Below are 20,836 nucleotides of genomic sequence, written 5' to 3' on the forward strand. Positions count from 1 at the left end.
ATGGCAACGTCCACTGCATTTCACGGCGCAAGCCTGGAGCTGCGTAATCTGACCCTGGCGTACGGCCCGATTGAGGTGCTGCGCAATGTGTCACTGACCATCGCGCCCGGCACCACTACTTGCATCATCGGCCCTTCCGGATCGGGAAAATCGACCCTGCTGCGCGGTATCAATCGCCTGCATGAACCCAAAAGCGGCGACGTCTTGCTGGCCGGGCGTTCGGTACTGAAGGACAAACCCGATGCGCTGCGGTTGCGCATTGGCATGGTCTTTCAGCACTTCAATCTGTTCCCCGATCACAGTGCGCTGGAAAACGTCGCGCTGGCTCCCTGGAAAGTCAAAGGCCGCTCGAAAACGGAGGCAGAGACAATTGCCCGGCAACGTCTGGCTGAGGTCGGCTTAGCACAGCGCGCCGACCATCGTCCGCGCGATCTCTCCGGCGGGCAGCAACAACGTGTCGCGATCGCCCGGGCGCTGGCGATGGAGCCCGAGGTGATGCTGTTTGACGAGGCCACGTCGGCGCTCGATCCCGAACTGGTGAAAGGCGTGCTGACGCTGATGGCCGAACTCTGTGAGCGCGGCATGACGATGGTGGTGGTCACGCATGAGATGGGATTTGCCCGCCGCGTGGCCGACCAGGTGGTGTTTATGGATGAGGGCGAGATTGTCGAAGCAGGGCCACCCGATCAGTTATTTGAACGTCCACAATCTGCCCGTTTACAACGTTTTTTATCGGAGGTGCTCTGATGGCACAGCATAAGGTGACAGGTCCCATCCGCACGGCGCTGGTGGGATTTGGCATTGCCGGCAAGGTCTTTCATGCCCCACTGATTTCACACGATGCCGCTTACCGTCTTGAGGTGATCGTGACCGGTAATGCGCAACGCGTCGCCGCGGCAAAAACGCATTATCCCCAGGCGCGAATTGTGCCGGACTGGCCGTCACTGCTGCAGTTGATCGACAACGGCGACATCGCGGTGGATCTTATTGTGCTGGCGACGCCGCCCGCTCAGCACCGTGAGCAGGCTGTCCAGGCCAGCCTGCGCGGTATCCATCTGGTGGTGGATAAACCTTTTGCTCCTGACGTCAGCGCGGCGGAAGCGATGATTGACGCCGCCCGAGAGGCTGGCACCCTGTTAACGGTCTTTCACAATCGCCGCTGGGACGGCGATTTTCTGACGCTGCAACGCCTGGTGCAGGACGAGGCATTTGGCACCGTCAGAAGCTTTGAGTCGCGCTTTGAGTGGTGGCGACCTGACGGATTTGGTAACTGGCGCGACAGCGTTTCGCTTGCGCAAGGGGGCGGCCTGCTGCTGGATCTGGGCAGCCACCTGATCGATCAGGCGATACAGCTGTTTGGTCCGGTGCAGGAGGCCAGCGCCGAGCTGGCACGCTATTCCGGCAGTCAGTCCGACAGCGATGAGGATTGCTTCGTTTCTTTACTGCATACCTGTGGCGTGCGTTCGCGGCTGTGGATGAATGGCCAGGCCGCGCTTAATGCTCCCCGCTTCCATCTGCTGGGCAGCCAGCGAGCTTTTACGCACTGGGGCCTGGATAACCAGGAGCCGCAGCTGGCCGCGGGCATGTCCCCGACTGACAGCGCCTACGGCGTAACGCCGCCTGAACGCGCAGCCCGGCTGGGCACCGTGGAGCAAACTGAGGCGGTGGCGCTGCAGCGCGGCAATTACCCTGAATTTTATCACCGTCTTGCCCGTGCCCTGGTACACGGCGGCCCGCCGCCAGTGGACGCCAGCGAGGCGCTGGGCGTGCTGAAACTTATTGAGCAACTCCATCGGCAAAGTCGCGTACGCCTTGCCTGAATGGGGTATTTTCTGACAGAAGGAATCCATGATGACTGACAACTCTGTGGCCAAAACCGTTGTTGTACTGGGTGGCGGCATTTTAGGCGTTTCCACGGCATGCCAGCTGGCACAGGCTGGCGCGAAAGTGACGCTGGTCACCGAAGCCGAACTCTGCTCTGGCGCATCAGGACGTTCACTTTCCTGGCTTAACTCTGCCGGGGAGCGTTCCGCGCCTTACCATGCGCTGAGAATGGCGGGCATTGACCGTTACCGCACCCTGTTTGCCCGCCATCCCGATCTCAGCTGGCTGCGCTTTGACGGCGCGCTGTTCTGGGCGGCGGATGACGAGGCGGGCACCAAAGCGCGTCATGATTATGAAAACGCCCTTGGCTATGCTTCCCGGCTGGTTAATCCGCGCACGGTGCATGAGGTGGATCCGCAGGTTAACCCCAGCGCGCTGGCCAGCGTCGCTATTGCCAACCCTGGTGAGGGCTGGGTAAGCCTGCCGCATCTGGCCGCAAAACTGGTTGAGGATTTCAAAGCCGCAGGCGGCGAAGTGATTGAACAGGCAGGCAAAGCCAGTGTGCTGACCGCAGGAGGGCGGGCCACAGGCATTCGCAGCGCGAAACGGGGCGACATCATGGCCGATCGGGTGCTTGTCGCCTGTGGTCCCTGGACGCCCGATGTCGTTGCGCCGCTTGGTGTGCGCATTCCCAACGGGTCGCCGGTGTCCATGCTGGTTACCACTACCGCACAGGAACGCGATCTTAACGTGGTATTAAATACGCCCCGCGCGGCGATACGTCCCAACCCTGGCCGTACGCTGGCGGTCGATCATGACTGGTATGAAGAGGATATCGTTGCGCATGCTGATGGTCAGTACAGCATCGATCATGCCGTTATTCGCCAGTTAATGGCGGATGCGGGTCACTTGCTTGGCGACGGCGCACCACTGGAAGCAGACAGCTGGAAAATTGGCCTGAAACCCGTGCCGGGGGATGGTGAACCGGTTGTCGGGGAGCTGAAAAAAGTCCCCGGTTGCTTTGTGGCCTTTACCCATTCGGGCGCGACGCTGGCACTGATTCTGGGCGAATTGCTGACGGAGGAGATCCTCAACGATGTCCGGCATCCCATGCTCGCGACCTTCCGGCCGGAACGATTTAACTAAGCCCGCCCCCGCGCCGTCGCCCGACGGCGCGGGAACCGTCTGCGACATGGTTATGCGCTGGGGCATCTTTGCCCCCTTTCTCCCGCCACCTGACGCGGCTTTCAGCGTCACCGCCCCCTTCAGACTCCGTGACGACCGGTATAACGTTGTTCCCCGTGTGACACCGTCACGACGCGCTGGATTCGGAGCAATCTGAACGGGCCACGTGGCGCGCGCTGTGCGTAGTGGTACGCCGGGCGAGTCCTGTTTGCCCTGCCCGTTGACCGCCAGCACGGTTAAGCATGCTTTGTTCTGTCATCTACACTTAGCCATTCATTCCCGGCAACCCTGAGCGGTTTGCCCATGCAAAGGACGACTTTATGACTGAACAATCGACAACAAATCACGCCTGGCTTTTGGCTTCACGCCCCAAGGGTGAACCAACGGAAGACAACTTCCGTTATGTTGCGCAGCCGACACCTGAAATCAAAGATGGCGAGATCTTACTGCGTACGATTTATCTGTCACTCGACCCTTATATGCGCGGACGTATGGATGAAGGGAAATCTTACGCGCCACCGGCAGAGCTGGATAAGCCGATGGTTGGCGGCACGGTTTGTCAGGTCGCCGAATCCAAAAACAGTGAATTTAAAGCGGGTGACTGGGTGCTTTGCCAGAGCGGCTGGCAGGAATATGCCGTGTCTGATGGTAAAGACGTTGCCCGTCTGAATAGCGACCTCCCGCATCCCTCCTGGGCGCTGGGAATTCTCGGCATGCCCGGATTTACGGCCTATATGGGATTAATGGATATCGGTCAGCCGAAAGAAGGCGAAACCCTGGTTGTCGCGGCGGCAACCGGTCCGGTGGGCGCGACCGTGGGCCAGTTAGGAAAAATGAAAGGCTGTCGCGTGGTAGGTGTCGCGGGTGGTGAAGAAAAATGCCGTCATGCGGTGGAAAATCTGGGCTTTGATGCCTGTATCGATCACCACAGCCAGGACTTTGAAGAGCAGCTCAAAAATGCCTGCCCGGATGGCATTGATATCTATTTTGAAAACGTGGGCGGTAAGGTGTTCGATGCGGTCTTCCCGCTGCTGAACCCGGCGGCGCGGGTGCCGGTTTGCGGACTGGTTTCTGCCTACAGCCAAAAAGAGCTGCCGCCAGGCCCTGACCGTACCTCCCGCATCATGGCCGGTATTCTGACCCGGCGCATTCGCATGCAGGGCTTTATCATTTTCCAGGATTACGGCCACCGCTATCCTGAGTTTTTGAAAGCCATGACGCCGCTGGTAGAGAGTAAGAAGATCCACTATCGCGAGCACATGATTGACGGTCTGGAGAACGCACCCAAAGCGTTTATCGATATGCTTAACGGTAAAAACTTCGGTAAAACCGTCGTGAAAGTGGCCTCGTAACCCCACCTGTCACTTAAAAATGCAACGTCACTGACGTTGCATTTTTTTATCTGCCGGACGGTAAAACAGTTATTGCCGCCTTCAATGCCTGCGGCAGAGCACGACCGACAGCGAGCTGTCTGACCCAGTACCGGCCAAAACGTCCTTAAAAATATATTTACCGTAGTTTTTCCCCGTTGCGCCTTCTGAAAGGTAAAGTTTGTTAAGAAACGTTCCATGCAAGGCCGTTCCCGGCATACTTGAGCGCCATATAACTTTAACAAATCCAATTGGTGACGATGTTTCGACTACATACCAGCCAGCGGACGGGTCAGCAAGGCTGCTCTCGATGACCTGCAACGAATACTCCTGTAAAAGGAAGTCGTCCAATTCCGCTCTGTGGGTCCAGTATTGCTCAAAATGATGCGTGTAGGTCTCGACACCCAGTTTATTCAGGAGCGACGCATCAGACAGCCTGGCTTCGCGTAGTAGTAAATTCATACGGTTATTTTTGCCTTAAAAGTTATTAGGGAAAAGCCAGCGTCCAGCTTCTGCAGAATCAATCAGCATTCCGACGGTAAGAGGGACGGGTTTATGATGATCTGTTCGCATGAACTTTGGCAGTATGGCATTGGGCAGGAAACGGATGCCCTCATTAGGAAAGTATTTTCTGAACACAAAATGCGTCATGTCGACACCAAACTTCCCGGCATATTCCTCAAAGAAATCCATTGCCTCCTCGGGTAGGACGCTCTGATTTCCAGTACTGAGTGAGACATCATCCGTCATTTCCCAAAAGTATTTCTTAAGCAGATTCCGAACCTGAACAGCCGTATCCATAAGCCTAATCCTTTTCACCCGTTATCAGGCGGTAGCGATGTATGACGTTATTCGTGATGATACAGATGTCATGCGCAGTTATCATTGCACCGTTTCAGGGCACCCTGCGACCTACCCAGGCCCTACGCTTGTCGTGTAGACCCCTTTTCCCCGCATCATGCTACTCAGTTTCAGCATCCTGCGGCGGTTCGCAAACCGTTTTCTCATTAATGTGTTCATCATCATTGAGAGTGGACGGGTGCCGGGTTATAGCCATTCAGCTTTCCTGAGACGGGAATAAAGGGCAGGCTGGCCAGCATAGAGGCGACGGCAAGAATATCCGTGATGCCCCCAAAGTTTTAGTCAACTCGTCAAGGATAAGCCACATCAGCAGTTCCTCTTTATCGACGCCCATACCGTTAAAATAATACTTCCCGTCCAGCTTTTCGATCGTGTCCATGTTCCCGTCGATCCATTTTTAAATACTGTTATTTCAGCATCGCCTCGCCGACGCGGTTTTCACCAGAAGTGAACTACGTTTATTTTAAGAAAACCCTAAAAATTTTATTGCTTTGGGGCATACGAGATTGCGTTAATCCTGTCCGGGCAGCGCATTCCCAACGGGGCCCGGCTATGACGATGACAACGGTGCCAAAACATGTTGGCAGCCATCCTCACTGGCTATCTGCTATGGGTCGAATAAAAGACAACATAGAGATGTAAACATAAACAGGCCGTGTGATAAACAGCGAACGAGGTGAACGATTCACCGTTGCGCTTCTCAGTTTTACGCTACGCTTACTCCATGCAATACCCGTATAAACATGGAGACTAATTGAATGAGTCACGATGCGCGTAAACCCACCACCACCGACGCAGGCATTCCGGTTGCCAGCGATGAGCACTCGTTGTCGGTAGGACCGGACGGCCCGCTGGTACTGCACGATCACTATCTGATTGAGCAGATGGCGAACTTTAACCGTGAACGTATTCCTGAACGGCAGCCACATGCAAAAGGGAGCGGTGCCTTTGGCTTTTTTGAGGTGACTGAAGATGTCAGTCGCTACACCAAAGCCAACGTTTTTCAGCCCGGCACGAAAACGGATGTGCTGATGCGCTTCTCAACCGTAGCCGGTGAGCGCGGCAGCCCGGATACCTGGCGCGATCCACGCGGTTTTTCCATCAAGTTTTATACCCGCGAAGGCAATTACGACCTGGTGGGCAACAATACGCCGGTGTTTTTTATTCGCGACCCGATGAAGTTTCAGCATTTTATTCGCTCGCAAAAACGCCGTGCGGACAACAATCTGCGTGACAACGATATGCAGTGGGATTTCTGGACGCTGTCACCGGAATCGTCGCACCAGGTCACGTGGCTGATGGGCGATCGCGGTATTCCCAAAAGCTGGCGTCATATGAACGGCTACTCCAGTCACACCTATATGTGGGTAAACGCACAGGGCGAGAAGTTCTGGGTGAAATACCACTTCCATACCGATCAGGGCATTGAAAACCTGACGCAGCAGGAAGCCGATAAGCTGGCAGGTGAGGACGGCGATTACCATACGCGCGATCTGTTCATGTCCATTAAAAACGGCCACTTTCCGAGCTGGACGCTCTATATGCAGATCATGCCCTTTACGGAGGCAGATGAATACCGCTACAACCCGTTCGATCTCACCAAGGTCTGGCCGCACAGCGATTACCCGTTGATCAAGGTTGGAAAACTTACGCTGAACCGCAATCCTACCGACAACCATGCGCAGATTGAACAGGCTGCCTTTGAGCCTAACAATCTGGTGCCCGGTATTGGTCTGAGCCCGGATAAGATGCTGCTCGGGCGCGTGTTTGCCTATGCGGATGCCCACCGCGCCCGACTCGGGGTAAATTACAAGCAGATTCCGGTTAACGCCCCGCAGTCGCCGGTCAACAGCTACAGCAAAGACGGTGCGATGCGCATTAACCCGGTATCCGACCCGGTTTATGCGCCCAACAGCAAAGGCGGCCCGGTTGCCGATGGTGAACGTTATCCAACCGACTCGGTCTGGTCTGCCAGCGGCGATATGGTACGGGCACCCTATTCTCTGCGCCGTGACGACGACGACGTAGGCCAGGCGAATACGTTGATCAATAAGGTGATGGATGACGCCGCGCGTGACCGGCTGGTCAACAACGTTACGGGTCATCTGTTAAACGGCGTGGAAGAGCCAGTGCTGTCGCGGGCTTTTGCGTACTGGCGCAATATCGACAAAACCATTGGCGACCGCATCGCCACAGCCGTACTGGACGCGCGGGCTAAACGCTAAACCGCCCTGCCAAACGGTGGCATCCGCCACCGTTTTATCCCCGTCGCATTCAGCCATGCTTTGCACAAAACTGCTCAATATCCTCTGACTGAAAATCGGCAAGGTTTGCCATGATCTTTTCCCGTGGCCAGTTCCACCAGGCGATGTGTTGTAAGCGCGTGGCAATCGCCGGATGGAAGCGAACCCGAATCGGTTTGGCGGGCACGCCACCGACCACGGTATAGGCTGCAACGTCTTTCGTCACCACCGCGCCCGCCGCCAGCACCGCCCCGTCGCCCACCGTGACGCCAGGCAATACGATCACGCCATGACCGATCCAGACGTCATTGCCAACGATCACTCTGTCTTCTCGCCGGGCGGTGAAAAAACCGTGGTCGCGCGTGGCGGTCGCGTCGTAATACTCCGGACAATAGGTAAAGCGGTGTTGTGACGCGCGATTCATCGGGTGATTCGGCGCGCCAATCCGGACCTGATTAGCGATCGCGGTGAAACGGCCAATCTCACTGTCGGCAATGCAACAATGTTCACCTACATAGGAGAAATCGCCCAGGGTGCTGTATTCCAGATAGCTGTGAGCCAGAATTTCACACTGCGCGCCAATCTGCGTTTCACGCATGCGTACGCTGGCATCGATTTCGGTTTGCTGAAGTTTGGCGGGTTTTACCGCGGCAAGTGACATGGAAACGCTCCCGGCTCTGGTCTGAGGTCTGGATAAGTGATGCCCGTAAGGCGCCTGACTGCCGCGCCACTGTAGCCGGATAACATGACAGACAATTGACAACGAAAAAGGCGGAGTGGTTAGCTCCGCCTTGGTCAAAGTTCCGGTTATTTTGCATGACCGGTCAGTTGCAAAAGGGCAACGATGATCTGCAAGATGACCCGGATAATCTCCAGAATCAGCTTAGTCAGTTCCATCACTTTCCTTCTCCTGCTTAGGGAGCGCGCTGTTCAGCAGCCAGGACTCTGACATTACCCGCCGACTGCCTGAGCACAACGTTGTGGAGAGGGCTGAGCGGCACTCATGGTTTAAGCCACAGGCCAGCACCACCTGGGACCTGCCGGGATTTACATAACCGTGCTCCCCTGGAAGCAATCAGTTAACCACGGTGCGATGCCCGACGCTCAGCACATGTATAAATATACAGTATTTTGGCCAAACTTGAAGTCTTCGCTGTCACTCTTTACACTCAACCTGTGGAGAGTGCTGAGCACCTCGTTTGTCCTCCGGTTACCCGCCGCAGGACGAACAAAAGAAAAAAGGATTTGGCGTTATGCCAAATCCTTTTTTTATGCCTGCGCAGTCGCAATTACTTCGCTGAACTGACGCGCCAGATCGTATCACCTGCATCATCGGCGATGATTAACCCGCCCTGCTTATCGCTGGCCAGGCCCACCGGTAAGCCGTGCACTTCTTTTTCATCCTCAGTCAAAAAGCCGGACACCACGGTTTGCGGTTGCCCCACCGGTTTCCCGTTTTCGAATTTCACCCAGATGACCTTGTAGCCGTTCAGTGGCTTACGGTTCCAGCTCCCGTGTTCGCTGATAAAGGCACCGCCCCGGTACTGCGGCATATTCTCTGCACCATAAAACAACAGGCCCAGTGGGGCGACATGCGAGCTCAGAGCGTAATCAGGCTTGATGGCTGTTTTGACCAGATCCGGTCGCTGCGGCTGAGCGCGTACATCAACGTGTTGACCAAAATAGCTGTAGGGCCAGCCATAGAAGCCCTTCTCTTTAACAGACGTCAGGTAGTCGGGCACCAGATCCGAGCCAATTTCGTCACGCTCGTTGACAACCGCCCACAGCTGCTTCGTCTGCGGCTCCCAGTCGAGCCCCGTCGGGTTACGCAAGCCGCTGGCATAAATACGGCTGGCACCGCTGGCGGCATCGACCTCCAGCACGGCGGCACGGCGGTATTCCGCACCAATACCGTTTTCGGTGATGTTGCTGTTCGACCCGACGCCGACGTACAGTTTGCTGCCATCAGGACTGGCTAACAGCGCTTTTGTCCAGTGGTGGTTAATGGGCCCGCCGGGTAATTCGGTCACCTCTTCCGGCGCGGTGCGAATCTCGGTTTGTCCTTCGCTGTAGGGAAATTTCACCAGACTGTCTGCATTTGCCACATACAGGGTATTCCCGACCAGTTGCATGCCAAACGGCGCGGTCAGATTCTCGATAAAGCGGTGTTGCTCCCACTTGCCATTCACATTACGCAACAGGGTGATGCGGTTACCGCCTTTGCCCCCTTTGCCTGAGGCATTTTTTACCAGACCCGTAATCAGCTCTTTCGGCTTGGTCGTGGGTTTGGGTGTGCCGTTGGATTCCGCGACCAAAATATCGTTGTTCGGCAGCACGTAGACCTGACGCGGATGCTGAAGCTTATCGGCAATCTTCTCTATCTTCAGCCCCTCGGCGACCTTGGGCATTTCGCCGTTCTTCCACGGAACACCTTTGGGCACCTGCATCGGCGGTACCATAAAATTTTTGGCTTCCGGCAGCTCAGGATTCGCACCAATCTGTTTTTCAGGCGCGACCGACGCACCGTTATCACACCCGGCTAACAGGGCCGTCAGCGCCAACGCTATCAGGGAATATTGTGGCATTTTCATTGGGGCTTCTCCTTAAGCGATGCGTTGACGAAGGGCAAGTTGCACATTCGCCAGCAGTAGCAGTATCACCACCAGCGTTGAGAGAATCACCGCCGTGGGCACCACGGCGTACGCATCACGGCTGTGAATAAAGGCGTTAGCGATAGCCAGCAGGATAGCCACCAGCGAGATCCAGAAATGGGTTTTCTCTGGCGCGCTGCTGCCGCGGAACAGATAAATAAGACTAATTACTCGTGGCAGAACAGCAATGACCAGACCTATTGCGATTAACCAACTGGCACTGACAGACCAGAAGATGACAGTCGTCTTCATATAGACGATATCGAACAGCCAGGCCGCTACAAAAAAGCCCACCGGTAGAGGTTCGAGGAGAGCGTAAAGCGTCACGGCGATGGCCGATCGTCCAGAGGTGTTGCGCATGATTTTCTCCATTTTCAATAGTTATACAGCCCAGGCACAACGTATTACCTTCCCATTACGTTGTTAACCTGCCTGTAAAATATTAGTAAACCTGAAGAAAAATGATGGTTTTAATTCACCTTTGCAGGCGATGACGGGTAAAGCGGTGTCGTCAGGCCTGATGCGACAGGAACCGGCCTGGATAATCGGCGCGAATGGGCTGTTGCGTCGCATAGCGGCCAAACAGCCTGTAGCGGTTCAGCGCAATGGCGTCGTAAAAAAGGTTACTGAGGCGTTTCGGCAACCAGCGCAGCACGCTCATGATGCGCCACGGCAGCGGCAACTGCTGAAAAACGCGAAAAATAGCCTGCGCCCGAAGCCAGTGCTGTTCATCCCGAATGTAGACGATCGTGCTGATATTGTCGTCAGGCAGGCCGGCCCATCTCAGTAGTGCTTTGCCCTCCTCACTCTGGACGGAAGCAAAACGGACCTGCCGCGCCAGCCGGTGGCGCAACAGGAAACGCACCCATCCTGTACAAAGTTTGCATACACCATCATAAAGCACGACGCTCTCGCCCGTTTGCAGATAAGGGGGCTGTGGCATGGGGCGGCTCCTCTGTTTCATCCTCAACAGACGCAGTATAGTCCTTCTTTCCCGTATGCTGAGCCAGCCACTGACAAACCGCCGCTTCATCGATGGCCCTGGCATTAACCCGCAGCAGCGGCCCCAGTGCCATGGGTTGTGCTTCTTCCGCCAGACGACGCAGTTCCGGAAGATACTCCGCGCCGGGGTGACCCGGCATGCGTTGCGCCAGGCGAGCCTGGTAACGCGCCACCGCCTCATCGGGTGAGATCTGCATCCAGATCTCCAGCACCTCATCCACGCCCGCTCGCTGCAAACCCTGCTCCAGCACGCTTTTCGACTGAAACCCAAACCAGGCATCAATCAGAAAAACCGTGTTCACCGGTGACTGGCCCACAATATTCCAGATCGCCTGGTAAGCCGCACAGCCGAGCTGTCGGTTACGCTGACGATCGACCGGGGCGAAGCTGGACATGAAGGGCTCCTTAATGCTGTCCAGCGTTAATACCGGTAAGGTGAAACGCCCGGACAGCATCCGGGTCAGCGTACTTTTGCCCGAGGCGGGAATTCCGTTAACCAGTACTACTCGCTTACTTTCCGCCTGTCTGGTCATAAGATCTCCATGACGTCCGCCACACTACTGGCCTGGCGTAGTTTGACCAGCGTCGCGTCATCGTCAAGCAGCGAGACAATCGCGCGAATGCCCTCTTCAATGTGGGCATTACTGTCACGGGCACCGAACATGATGACGATATCGGCCTTTTCACTGCCCTCAAACGAGATCGGTTCTGCCAGCACAATCAGACTAAAACAGTCGCGAATAACGCCCGTTTCCGGGCGGGCATGAGGAATGGCGATACCTTCTTCAAACACATAATAGGCACCGTGCGTGAGCGTGTTATCAATGACAGCCTGAGGATACGAGGCCCGAATATAGCCGCCCGCCACCAGCGGTTTGGCCGCCATGGCGATCACCTGTTGCCAGTCGCTGGCCGCAACCCCGACCTGAATGGCATTGGCTTCCTGTAATAACTGTTTAATGGTCATTACTGCTCCTTAAACTGATTTTCGCACCAGATTGCGTAATTCATCAATTTTCACAAACAGAGGATCGATGTGATCCCGGTAACGACGGCTTTTTGCATAGAGTGATAATGCCCGGTTATATTCCAGCATTAATTGTTTTTGCGTGTCGGTATCGGCGGTATTACTGGCCAGCTTCGCTTCCAGCTGCCTTATTTTCTCGCTGACGGATTCTGCCAGGCGATCCTGTTCGGCCGCATCCTGCGGTTGATTTTCCACTTTCTTTTTCATGAATCCAAACATAGCGACTCCTGCCCCGAAAAGCGCGCGGGCACTTCAGGTTTATTTACGTCGGGATAAATGGGGTTAGCGGAATAACTGCATTTTTTCCACTAATACATTGGTTACCGCATTATTAGCGGGCACCAGGAAATTACGCACGCTGTCGTTTACTTTGCCTTTTTCGAACGTGGTTTTGCACTGCGCCACCCACTGGACATTCATCTCGGTGCCCACGTTCACTTTGTCGATACCGCTGCTGACAGCCAGGCGCATATCTTCATCACTCACGCCCGTTCCGCCGTGCAGGACCAGCGGCGTCGCGGTGGCGTCGGTGATTGCGGCCAGGCGCTGGTGCTGAATATGGGCTTTCCCGGTATACAGGCCGTGCACGGTGCCGATGGAAATCGCCAGCATATCGACGCCCGTTTCGTGCACAAAGCGCCTGGCATCCTCTACAGGGGTAAACGCAATTTCATCCATCTCCACGCATTTACCATCTTCCGATCCGCCGATTGCGCCCAGTTCAGCTTCCACGGAGACATTTAGCGGGCGCGCCATATCAATAACCCGTCGGGTATTAGCAATATTTTCCTCAAGCGGTAAATGTGAGCCATCGTACATGACCGAACTGAATCCGGCGTTAATCGCTGTCTGAATCGCCTCTAAATCAGAACAGTGATCCAGATGCAGACAGGTTGGAATATTTTTACTTTTCGCTAAAGATTTAACGGCATCGACCAGTAATTCGTGTCCGAGATATTTTGCCGTACCGGTAGAAATCTGAATCATTAACGGGCTGTGGGTTTGTTCTGCCGCCTTAAAAAAGGCGGGCAGCATTTCCAGACAATGTAAATTAAACGATCCCACCGCTTTAAAATCACGTTCTTTGGCAATCTTGAGCAGGTCAGTGAAATTATAAAGTTTCATGCACGTTTTCCTCACGGGATGAAGTGGATTTTCCGTTAACAAACCAGGCGATAGCGGTAACAAAGGCGACGAATACGGCGACGAACAACCAGTTATTCTGGAAAGCATGTCCCAAAACCAGGCCGGTACTGATGACATCGGAATCGCTGAAGGTCACGCCGGTAAAGCCATAACTTTCCAGCATCGGCACCAGAATGGCCGGCAGGAAGGTAATGAATAAGCCGTGCACGAAGCCCCCGATCATCGCTCCGCGCCGCCCCCCCAGCGCATTACCAAACACGCCTGCCGTGCCGCCTGCAAAGAAGTTGGTGAGCAGACCCGGCAGAATCATTGCCAGACCAAACATCGGGAACACCAGCATGCCGACCACGGAGCCGAGCGTGGTCGCCAGGAAACCGACAATGACTGCGTTAGGCGCATAAGGAAACATGACCGGGCAGTCGAGTGCAGGCTTCGCATCCGGCACCAGCCGCATGGCAATGCCACGGAATGCCGGAACCAGTTCATTCAGCAGCAGTCGCACACCGCTGTAGAGGACAAACACGCCCGCGACAAACTGAATGGACTGCATAAAGGCATACATCAGGTAGTTGGTGCCGCTGCTGTACTGCGCAATAAAGGCGGGACCGGCTGCCAGCGCAGGGATCAGGTACATTGGCACCATCACCACCGCCATTGACAGGTAGGTGTCCTGTAAAAATTTGAAGTTGTCCGGTAACTTCAGATCCTCCGTCGAACGTGAACCTTTTCCGACCACCTTCGCCACGGCCGCCGTCAGCAGATAGCCGATGGTACAGAAGTGGCCCAGGGCGACATCATCCGAATCGGTAATACGCCGTACCACCGGCTGGGCCAGCGCGGGCATCACGACAGCCATAACGCCACCAAAAATCCCGCCGGTCAGAATCAGCGGTAAGCCGGTTAAGCCTGCTTTATAGCCGATGACCGCACCAATCGTGGCCATCCATAACAACGCCTGTCCGGTCAGGAAGATGTATTTAAACGGCGTCAGGCGGGCAATGATGATATTGACGATAAAGATCACCAGCAGCGTCATGGCCACTTCGGAGCCCAGTTCACGGTTGGCCAGCCCGGCGATGGCAGCCACATCAGTGATGTAGCCCTGCATCCCAAAGCCGTGGGTGAAGATACTGTTCAGGAAGGTCAGTGCGCCGACAATAATATTGATGCCCGCCATCATAATTAAGAAGCCGAGCAGGGTTTTAAACGTCCCTTCCACCACTTTTCCCGCAGATTTCTTTTGCAGCACCAGCCCAATCAGCGCAATAAAAGCGATAAGAATGGATGCCTGCCCCAGTAAATCTTTAACCAGAAAATTGATTACACTATTCATGATTAGCAACCTTCATATTACGTTCTTTTAAGAAAGCCACGATCTTTTGCTCAATTTCGGCTTTATCGGTAAGTTTATTTAATATAATGACCCGTTTAATCTGTTCTGGTGTGGCGTCAGCATTTAAAACATCCGCAAACGCTTTTTGCGTCAGAATCATGTCGGATTTAAATGCATTAGCTTCTGAAATTGTGGTGTGATCGATATCGGCTTCAATTTCCAGTTTTTTTAAAACGGCTTTCGCACTCATTTCGATGGCGAAACTTGAACCCAGACCACAACCACAAACACATAAAATTTTCAGCATGTTTTCTCCTCACACTATTTGCAGTTGTTTAGCGAGTTTATAATGGTGCCCTTCTGTATCGACCAGGCGTTTTTTCATGCTTATTAAGTCAATCGGAATAGGCTTATTGCTGCCGTTAATAATGACGGCTTTATTGCGCATTCCGGATTGAATACAACGAACCACTTCACTTGCCATAATGGTACCCTGATAAATTTCTTCACAGGTGGGATCGCCATTACGCAGTCCATAACCGACAATCGTTTTGCGAATGCGCACACCGATCAACGGTTCAAGTTGCTTAATTAAGGTATCGATTGCGCCCTGAAAGCCCGGTGAATATTCACGTGTATAGCCCTCAGAGCACAGGATAATGACGCTGTTCTGTTCACTGAGGCGCTGAGTGATGCGCCCGGCCAGCGTCGCCGTCGGAATCTGACACTCGGGGATTAACGCAAAATCCGCATTCGATTTTATTGCCGATTGCAGCGTCAGTTCACCACAGTAACCGCCGAGCAACTCGACCATAAATACCCGGCCGGTTAATGCGCGCCCCGTATTCCGCAGTTTTGCCACCTCTTTAAGTACCTGCTCACAGGCAGTGGAAAAGCCCACGGTATAATCACTGCCGAAGACATCGTTATCAATCGTCATGCCGATGCCAAAACAGTTCACACCAAATTCGCTCAGCGTATGTAAAAATTGCAGTGAGCCATCTCCGCCGGCCATAATTAATACATCAATACGCAATGCCTTAAGCTGTCGGGTGATGGTTTCGTATTCGCTGCGAATTAATTTTCGCGTGGTCCTTCCCGACTGCATAACCGGAATCGAGGTAACAGAGAAATCCACTAAATCGCGTTGCGCAATTTCCTGACAAACATTATCGAGAAGCCCCGGAATACCGCCATTAAATAACACCATTTCCGCCTGCGTCATTCTCGCAATCTGAAAAATAAAATTATTTATGCCGGTAACATCGCCGCCGCTGATTACCATCCCGATTCTCATTCTCCATTCCTCTCTGGCTCAATGCGTCTGCGGGCTATTGTTTCGGGATACAAGCCTTATATTTGCAAGTGAGATCACAAAAACGAGAGTATTTTGCCGGGTGGATAGATTGACAGCAGGGTTAAAACAGGTGTTTATGTGAATTAAATCACAATTAATAAGCGCGCCCGGTCTGTGAGCTTCGGTTGATAAAACAACGGGTTAAATATCATCAGGCGAAGAGAAACCGTTATTTCTGGCGCGTGTCCGGATAACAAAAAAACCGCGATGCAGATTTGTGATTTTCGCCTCACTTTTCACTGTGATGCTGACGGGTTATTTTGGCGGCAGCACAGATACCGGTTATTTCGGCAGCGAAAAAGGATTCATCTTGTCCGGTTAACCGTTCACCGGGTTTTCTTACACGCGCGGCACGATGATGAACGTTTGCGCAAAGCGGGCTGTGTTGTACCGGTGACGTTGGGTGAAGCGGGCATAAAAAACCCGGCAACGGATGTGCCGGGCTGGAAAACATGCTGAAAGCGTTATTTTGCGTACGCTTCGGTGGAGATGGTCAGTTTGACATCGTCGCTGACCGCAGGCACGTATTTATCCAGTTTGAAGTCAGAACGCTTGATGGTGCCGGTCGCATCAAAACCAATCGCCTGCTTTTTCACCATCGGATGCTCACCCTGCTTGTTCAGCGTGGCGTGCAGCGTAACCGGTTTGGTGATGCCTTTCAGCGTCAGATTACCTTCTACGTCAAATTTGTTATCGCCTTTAGCAATGACTTTGGTGCTGCGGAAGGTCGCGCTCGGGTATTTGGCGACGTCAAAATAGTCGGCGCCTTTAAATTCTTTCGTCAGTGCAGGCACATGGCTGTCAATTTTGGTGACAGGCAAGGTCACGTCAACACGCGACTGCTCGGGTTTGCTGCTGTCGAACACCAGTGAACCCGTGGCATCCGGAATATCGGCGGTAGGATGCGAGAAGCCGAAGTGTTCCCAGCTCATAACGACCGACGTATGCTGTGGATCCAGCTGGTAGTGCATTGTCTCAGCCTGAGAAACCGGGATATACAGCGCGGCAACTGCGATCAGTGGCAGTGTAAAACGTTTAACATCTTTCACTTTTCATTCCTTTTTTTATGGCGTCACATTGAGTCTGGTGCAAAGCGGCAGGAATAAAAAGTGAAGAGATTTGGCGTAAACAATCAAAATCATTCAACAATATCGACGAGTAATTATTCTACTGCTTATCGTCTGTACGTAAGATGCGCCACGCTGATTTCTGGCTGCATAACTGGTGATGCAACTGCGTTAACTGCTGAGTGCTGAGGGCAGCAATATCCTGTGAAGTCAGTGTGGGCAGTCCGTTAGCCTGACGCAGCGCCTCGATGGTGGATTCTTCCTGCGCTGCGGCTAACTGTGTTTTCACCCCGTCGAGATTGGCCGCGTCTGTCACGGACGTCATCTGCTGCAGGAAATCGTCGCAATACTGAATCAGCGTTGTGGCAGACAGGGTCGGTGACTGAAGCGCAAAAAGAATACCGTCGATATCCACACAACGCTGGTAACGGCAGCTGACGACATAACCGATGGGGTGTTCAACACGGTAGCGCTGATAAAAACGCGGCGCGTATAGCAGCGCCAGCGCGCGCAGTGCGGCCAGCTGTTGAGGATCGGCCAGTGGTATAAACAGCAGAATGGCGCTGTCGTCCGAGGGGTGCGGTATCCTGCTTTCGCCGCTCACCCATGCCCGCGCGGGTAATGTAGCAGAATTGACCTTCAGCACGCTGAGCTGTTGCGCAAGTTGTTGATGTCGACGGGCATTACCGCCCAGAAGGATGGCCCGCCAGCGCTGCGGCTGCACGGATGACGCCAGGCAGTAAGGCAATTGTCGTAGCAGTTCGCGTATTGCAATACCGGGAACGGCAGAGCTGGCCTCTTCCGTTCCCGGTATCAGGCAGGATAACAGTTGCGCCAGCGCTGCGCTGAGCAGCGCCTCGTCGGCGGGTAAGTCCAGCGTCAGTTGCCAGACGCCCTGCCTTTCACACCATTCCCCACCGCCGCCAAAGTGACGCAGTACTGCAAACACCGGCCGCAAGGCGCTTTCGCAGGCCTGACCTGCCGCTAGCGTACTGTACAGTTCGGGACGAAGTATCAGCGTGCCGGAGGTTTCATCCGGGTGAATGTGTGGCAACGTCACCGCGGTGGTGGGCAGCCTGGCGGGCGGGAAAGGATTAGGGCCGGGATAAAAAAACCACTTAACAGGGGGAACACTGACGTCGGGCGACTGCCAGCGCGCCAGGGTGAGCGCATAACCCTGTACGCTGCGTGATTCGCCAGCCACGTCAGCGGCACAAACCAGGGTGGTTGCTGGCACGCCGGCCAGCGTCTGTAATAAGGGCGAGAGTTCGGGGCAGTCGTCCGTGGCGGCAAACCCTAAAGCCCGCGCCTGAAGCTGCATTAAGGGCGACAATGCAGCCAGCCGCCGCTGCGCCAGGTGCCAGTAGTGTTGCCGCTGCGTCGCTGTGGTATGACTCAAGGCGGTGAAAAATGACATCAGCAATGCCTGTACCACGGCGGGTTGCTCACCCGTCACTGTCATCATCAACCACTGCGTTTTTGCGGACTGATACAGCCATTTTATCTGTAGCTGACTGGCGAGCCCGCGCGCGTAGAAGGCGGCCAGCAAGCCGCCGGGGGCTTCATCCAGCAAAAACTCGCGCAACAGCGTGACACTGTCACTTAGCGCCGTTGGTAACAGCCAGCTCAGCGTCACTTCGGACGGGCCGTCCTGCTGCAACATCAGCCTCCTGTCGGCCGATAATTCAACGTCTGGTGCCGGAAGACTGCCCGCATCGCGAAGGGCAAAAGGAGCAGCAAAAATCTCAGCCAGCGTTGCCAGTTCGTCCAGCGGCTGCGGCCCCTGAAGCCACAGCGTCATCGTGCCGGCGTGATAAAAACGCTGATGAAACGCCCGCAGCGCGGCCTGCAATTCAGTGACGTTGTCACCAAAAACCGCCCTGTTGCCGGTCTGAAAGCGCTGGAAACTGGCCGGTGCGATGACCGTTGAGAATATAGCCGCCTCTGCTCTGGCCGAAGCGTGATGCTGCAGCAGCCGATGCTCGGCATCAATCACAGCAATTTCCTGAGTAATGGCCTCTGGCGTTAACCGCGGCGCGCTCAGCATATCCTGCAGGCGCAGCAGGCCATCAGCCAGACTGTCCGGGGCGACTTCAAAAAAAAAGGCGCTCTGGCGCGCCAGGGTGGTGGCATTCACCTGCCCGCCCTGCGCCTGCACCCAGCTCATCAGCCGCCCTTCGTCGGGCCAGCGCTGGCCACCGCTGAACAGCATATGCTCAAGCAGATGCGCCAGGCCGGGCCAGTTATCAGGTTCATCGTGACTGCCCGCCGCCACCTTCACCAGCGCCGCCGCCTGCGTTGCGTCCGGCTGGTGGACGAGCGTCACGCGGAGTCCGTTCAGGGTCAGGCTGCGTGTGTGCATTACAGATTCCGCGTTTTATAGATCAACTGAGAATTGGTGCGGTTGCGGAACTGTAGCTGACCGATTTTGATATCACTGCAGTCTGCCTGACGGCGCGCCTCAAGGATTGTGCCGTGATGCGGTGACTTACTGCAGACCGGATCGGTATTATCGGCATCGCCGGTCAGCATAAAGGCCTGGCAGCGGCAGCCACCAAAGTCTTTCTCTTTTTCATCACAGGAGCGGCAGGGTTCCGGCATCCAGTCGAACCCCCGGTAGCGGTTAAAACCAAACGAGTGATACCAGATGTCTTCCAGCGACTGCTCCAGGACCGAGGGAAAGGCCACCGGCAACTGTCGCGCGCTGTGGCACGGCAGCGCCGTGCCTTCTGGCGTGACGCTCAGGAAAATCGCGCCCCAACCGCCCATGCACGGCTTTGGTCGTTCTTCATAGTAATCTGGCGTAACGAACAGCAGGTTAGTGAGGCTGCCCCGCTCGTTCATCTGCGTGCGGTAGCGGTTAACGACCGCCTCCGCCCGGGCAATCTGCTCACGCGTCGGCAATAACCCTTCGCGGTTCAGCTGTGCCCAACCGTAAAACTGGCAGGTCGCCAGTTCAACATCATCCGCCTCCAGCTCAATGCACAGATCGATAATCTTATCGATCTGGTCGATGTTATGGCGATGCAGTACGAAATTCAGCACCATCGGATAGCCGTGAGCTTTCACTGCGCGCGCCATCTCCAGCTTCTGCTGAAAGGCTTTTTTCGAGCCGGCCAGCGCCGCGTTGAGGGTTTCATCACTGGCCTGAAAACTGATCTGAATATGATCCAGACCGGCCTCGCTGAATGCGTCGAGTTTTTTCTCCGTCAGACCAATGCCGGAGGTGATCAGGTTGGTATAAAACCCTAAATCACGCGCCGCTTTGATGAGTTCGGGCAGATCCTTACGCGTCAGCGGTTCACCGCCCGAAAAGCCCAGCTGCACGCTGCCCATGGCACGGGCCTGGCGAAAGACCTCGATCCACTGTGCGGTGGTAAGCTCGCGCGCCTGCTGGGCAAAATCCAGGGGATTCGAACAGTACGGACACTGCAGCGGACAGCGGTAGGTTAACTCTGCCAGCAGCCATAGCGGTGGGTTGACGCCGGGTTTAAGCTGGGTCACGGAACTGTATCCACTTCTGTTCATAAGCTGACTGCAGGAATTCTTTCACATCTTCGCCCACGCCGCCCGCGTCCGGGAACTGAGCATCCAGCGTGGCAATAATGGAAGCGATATCCTGTTTGCCGTCCACCAGCGCCAGAATGGCCGCTGCGGTTTCATTTAACTTCGCCATGCCTTCGGGATAAAGCACCACATGGCTGTCCTGTGCCGCTTCCCATTGCATACGGTAGCCACGGCGAAAGGCGACAATTGTGTGTTCGTTCATC

At 54.9% G+C, this 20,836-nt stretch carries 22 protein-coding genes and 1 pseudogene; 5 read left to right on the forward strand and 18 right to left on the reverse strand.

Translation table 11 applies throughout. The features are described 5' to 3' along the window. The 4 genes from GC090_RS10760 (at position 1) to GC090_RS10775 (ending at position 4,361) form a co-directional block, all read left to right on the forward strand. Positions 1-747: an amino acid ABC transporter ATP-binding protein gene (locus GC090_RS10760; protein WP_039340407.1), complete on the forward strand. Its 747-nt coding sequence runs from the start codon at positions 1-3 to the stop codon at positions 745-747. After that, a complete protein-coding gene (locus GC090_RS10765; RefSeq protein WP_205955287.1) occupies positions 747-1,820 on the forward strand; it encodes a Gfo/Idh/MocA family protein in 1,074 nt (357 codons plus the stop codon). Before GC090_RS10760 ends, GC090_RS10765 begins: the two co-directional genes overlap by 1 nt. Before the next feature lie 28 nt (positions 1,821-1,848). After that, on the forward strand, positions 1,849-2,970 hold the full coding sequence (locus GC090_RS10770) for an NAD(P)/FAD-dependent oxidoreductase (protein ID WP_375124032.1): 1,122 nt from the start codon (positions 1,849-1,851) through the stop codon (positions 2,968-2,970). Between the two features lie 359 nt (positions 2,971-3,329). Continuing rightward, positions 3,330-4,361 (forward strand): NADPH-dependent curcumin/dihydrocurcumin reductase, encoded by a 1,032-nt coding sequence (locus tag GC090_RS10775; protein ID WP_033741384.1) that lies wholly within the window; start codon positions 3,330-3,332, stop codon positions 4,359-4,361. 81 nt (positions 4,362-4,442) lie between these two features. Here the strand turns inward: GC090_RS10775 and GC090_RS10780 are convergent, their stop codons facing one another. The 3 genes and pseudogenes from GC090_RS10780 to GC090_RS23260 all read right to left on the reverse strand — a co-directional run bounded on the left by GC090_RS10780 (position 4,443) and on the right by GC090_RS23260 (position 5,619). Continuing rightward, a complete protein-coding gene (locus GC090_RS10780; RefSeq protein WP_324019717.1) occupies positions 4,443-4,841 on the reverse strand; it encodes an N-acetyltransferase in 399 nt (132 codons plus the stop codon). 15 nt (positions 4,842-4,856) lie between these two features. Next, positions 4,857-5,180 (reverse strand): DUF1493 family protein, encoded by a 324-nt coding sequence (locus tag GC090_RS10785; RefSeq protein WP_263758014.1) that lies wholly within the window; start codon positions 5,178-5,180, stop codon positions 4,857-4,859. A gap of 4 nt (positions 5,181-5,184) precedes the next feature. Next, a pseudogene (locus tag GC090_RS23260) lies at positions 5,185-5,619 on the reverse strand (STM2901 family protein). Between the two features lie 379 nt (positions 5,620-5,998). Here GC090_RS23260 and GC090_RS10790 point away from each other — a divergent pair. Continuing rightward, positions 5,999-7,465 carry a catalase gene (locus GC090_RS10790; RefSeq protein ID WP_324019721.1) on the forward strand — a complete coding sequence of 489 codons (1,467 nt, stop codon included), beginning with the start codon at positions 5,999-6,001 and terminating at the stop codon, positions 7,463-7,465. A gap of 49 nt (positions 7,466-7,514) precedes the next feature. Here GC090_RS10790 and GC090_RS10795 read toward each other — a convergent pair whose 3' ends face one another. The 15 genes from GC090_RS10795 to pqqD form a co-directional block, all read right to left on the reverse strand. Beyond that, positions 7,515-8,144, reverse strand: coding sequence for a DapH/DapD/GlmU-related protein (locus tag GC090_RS10795; protein ID WP_324019723.1), 630 nt, complete (start codon positions 8,142-8,144; stop codon positions 7,515-7,517). A 628-nt stretch (positions 8,145-8,772) separates the two neighbouring features. After that, positions 8,773-10,074, reverse strand: coding sequence for a PQQ-dependent sugar dehydrogenase (locus tag GC090_RS10800; RefSeq protein WP_110267525.1), 1,302 nt, complete (start codon positions 10,072-10,074; stop codon positions 8,773-8,775). A 12-nt stretch (positions 10,075-10,086) separates the two neighbouring features. Beyond that, positions 10,087-10,494 carry a DUF2231 domain-containing protein gene (locus tag GC090_RS10805; protein WP_006119106.1) on the reverse strand — a complete coding sequence of 136 codons (408 nt, stop codon included), beginning with the start codon at positions 10,492-10,494 and terminating at the stop codon, positions 10,087-10,089. Positions 10,495-10,645: 151 nt separating this feature from the next. Continuing rightward, positions 10,646-11,077 carry a thiol-disulfide oxidoreductase DCC family protein gene (locus GC090_RS10810; protein WP_033741374.1) on the reverse strand — a complete coding sequence of 144 codons (432 nt, stop codon included), beginning with the start codon at positions 11,075-11,077 and terminating at the stop codon, positions 10,646-10,648. Further along, positions 11,028-11,669, reverse strand: coding sequence for a P-loop nucleotide/nucleoside kinase family protein (locus GC090_RS10815; RefSeq protein ID WP_039340414.1), 642 nt, complete (start codon positions 11,667-11,669; stop codon positions 11,028-11,030). Before GC090_RS10815 ends, GC090_RS10810 begins: the two co-directional genes overlap by 50 nt. Further along, entirely contained in the window at positions 11,666-12,103 is a 438-nt protein-coding gene (locus tag GC090_RS10820) for a PTS sugar transporter subunit IIA (RefSeq protein WP_033741369.1), read from the reverse strand. The genes GC090_RS10815 and GC090_RS10820 overlap by 4 nt, the downstream gene beginning before the upstream one ends. Before the next feature lie 9 nt (positions 12,104-12,112). After that, a complete protein-coding gene (locus tag GC090_RS10825; RefSeq protein WP_039340416.1) occupies positions 12,113-12,382 on the reverse strand; it encodes a hypothetical protein in 270 nt (89 codons plus the stop codon). A 63-nt stretch (positions 12,383-12,445) separates the two neighbouring features. Further along, on the reverse strand, positions 12,446-13,288 hold the full coding sequence (locus GC090_RS10830; RefSeq protein ID WP_058701942.1) for a class II fructose-bisphosphate aldolase: 843 nt from the start codon (positions 13,286-13,288) through the stop codon (positions 12,446-12,448). Next, positions 13,275-14,642 carry a PTS sugar transporter subunit IIC gene (locus GC090_RS10835; RefSeq protein WP_033741366.1) on the reverse strand — a complete coding sequence of 456 codons (1,368 nt, stop codon included), beginning with the start codon at positions 14,640-14,642 and terminating at the stop codon, positions 13,275-13,277. Before GC090_RS10835 ends, GC090_RS10830 begins: the two co-directional genes overlap by 14 nt. Further along, a complete protein-coding gene (locus GC090_RS10840; RefSeq protein WP_033741363.1) occupies positions 14,635-14,949 on the reverse strand; it encodes a PTS sugar transporter subunit IIB in 315 nt (104 codons plus the stop codon). Before GC090_RS10840 ends, GC090_RS10835 begins: the two co-directional genes overlap by 8 nt. A 9-nt stretch (positions 14,950-14,958) precedes the next feature. Beyond that, entirely contained in the window at positions 14,959-15,939 is a 981-nt protein-coding gene (locus GC090_RS10845; protein ID WP_058709155.1) for a 6-phosphofructokinase, read from the reverse strand. A 524-nt stretch (positions 15,940-16,463) separates the two neighbouring features. Beyond that, complete coding sequence (locus tag GC090_RS10850) at positions 16,464-17,048, reverse strand: YceI family protein (RefSeq protein ID WP_039340419.1); 585 nt, start codon at positions 17,046-17,048, stop codon at positions 16,464-16,466. A gap of 118 nt (positions 17,049-17,166) precedes the next feature. After that, positions 17,167-19,428 (reverse strand): pyrroloquinoline quinone biosynthesis protein PqqF, encoded by a 2,262-nt coding sequence (pqqF, locus tag GC090_RS10855; protein WP_324019725.1) that lies wholly within the window; start codon positions 19,426-19,428, stop codon positions 17,167-17,169. Then, the gene (gene pqqE, locus GC090_RS10860) at positions 19,428-20,570 is read right to left on the reverse strand and encodes a pyrroloquinoline quinone biosynthesis protein PqqE (protein WP_058701944.1); all 1,143 of its coding nucleotides are present in this window, start codon (positions 20,568-20,570) and stop codon (positions 19,428-19,430) included. Before pqqE ends, pqqF begins: the two co-directional genes overlap by 1 nt. After that, complete coding sequence (gene pqqD, locus GC090_RS10865) at positions 20,557-20,835, reverse strand: pyrroloquinoline quinone biosynthesis peptide chaperone PqqD (protein ID WP_033741351.1); 279 nt, start codon at positions 20,833-20,835, stop codon at positions 20,557-20,559. The genes pqqE and pqqD overlap by 14 nt, the downstream gene beginning before the upstream one ends. Position 20,836 lies beyond the last annotated feature (1 nt).

Source organism: Pantoea sp. JZ29 (assembly GCF_035190385.1).
GTDB classification, from domain to species: Bacteria; Pseudomonadota; Gammaproteobacteria; order Enterobacterales; family Enterobacteriaceae; genus Pantoea; species Pantoea stewartii.

Coding starts and splice junctions, on each gene's coding strand:
- GC090_RS10760 (WP_039340407.1), top strand. CDS start 1: ATGGCAACGTCCACTGCATTTCACGGCGCAAGCCTGGAGCTGCGTAAT.
- GC090_RS10765 (WP_205955287.1), top strand. CDS start 747: ATGGCACAGCATAAGGTGACAGGTCCCATCCGCACGGCGCTGGTGGGA.
- GC090_RS10770 (WP_375124032.1), top strand. CDS start 1,849: ATGATGACTGACAACTCTGTGGCCAAAACCGTTGTTGTACTGGGTGGC.
- GC090_RS10775 (WP_033741384.1), top strand. CDS start 3,330: ATGACTGAACAATCGACAACAAATCACGCCTGGCTTTTGGCTTCACGC.
- GC090_RS10780 (WP_324019717.1), bottom strand. CDS start 4,841: ATGAATTTACTACTACGCGAAGCCAGGCTGTCTGATGCGTCGCTCCTG.
- GC090_RS10785 (WP_263758014.1), bottom strand. CDS start 5,180: ATGGATACGGCTGTTCAGGTTCGGAATCTGCTTAAGAAATACTTTTGG.
- GC090_RS10790 (WP_324019721.1), top strand. CDS start 5,999: ATGAGTCACGATGCGCGTAAACCCACCACCACCGACGCAGGCATTCCG.
- GC090_RS10795 (WP_324019723.1), bottom strand. CDS start 8,144: ATGTCACTTGCCGCGGTAAAACCCGCCAAACTTCAGCAAACCGAAATC.
- GC090_RS10800 (WP_110267525.1), bottom strand. CDS start 10,074: ATGAAAATGCCACAATATTCCCTGATAGCGTTGGCGCTGACGGCCCTG.
- GC090_RS10805 (WP_006119106.1), bottom strand. CDS start 10,494: ATGCGCAACACCTCTGGACGATCGGCCATCGCCGTGACGCTTTACGCT.
- GC090_RS10810 (WP_033741374.1), bottom strand. CDS start 11,077: ATGCCACAGCCCCCTTATCTGCAAACGGGCGAGAGCGTCGTGCTTTAT.
- GC090_RS10815 (WP_039340414.1), bottom strand. CDS start 11,669: ATGACCAGACAGGCGGAAAGTAAGCGAGTAGTACTGGTTAACGGAATT.
- GC090_RS10820 (WP_033741369.1), bottom strand. CDS start 12,103: ATGACCATTAAACAGTTATTACAGGAAGCCAATGCCATTCAGGTCGGG.
- GC090_RS10825 (WP_039340416.1), bottom strand. CDS start 12,382: ATGTTTGGATTCATGAAAAAGAAAGTGGAAAATCAACCGCAGGATGCG.
- GC090_RS10830 (WP_058701942.1), bottom strand. CDS start 13,288: ATGAAACTTTATAATTTCACTGACCTGCTCAAGATTGCCAAAGAACGT.
- GC090_RS10835 (WP_033741366.1), bottom strand. CDS start 14,642: ATGAATAGTGTAATCAATTTTCTGGTTAAAGATTTACTGGGGCAGGCA.
- GC090_RS10840 (WP_033741363.1), bottom strand. CDS start 14,949: ATGCTGAAAATTTTATGTGTTTGTGGTTGTGGTCTGGGTTCAAGTTTC.
- GC090_RS10845 (WP_058709155.1), bottom strand. CDS start 15,939: ATGAGAATCGGGATGGTAATCAGCGGCGGCGATGTTACCGGCATAAAT.
- pqqF (WP_324019725.1), bottom strand. CDS start 19,428: ATGCACACACGCAGCCTGACCCTGAACGGACTCCGCGTGACGCTCGTC.
- pqqD (WP_033741351.1), bottom strand. CDS start 20,835: ATGAACGAACACACAATTGTCGCCTTTCGCCGTGGCTACCGTATGCAA.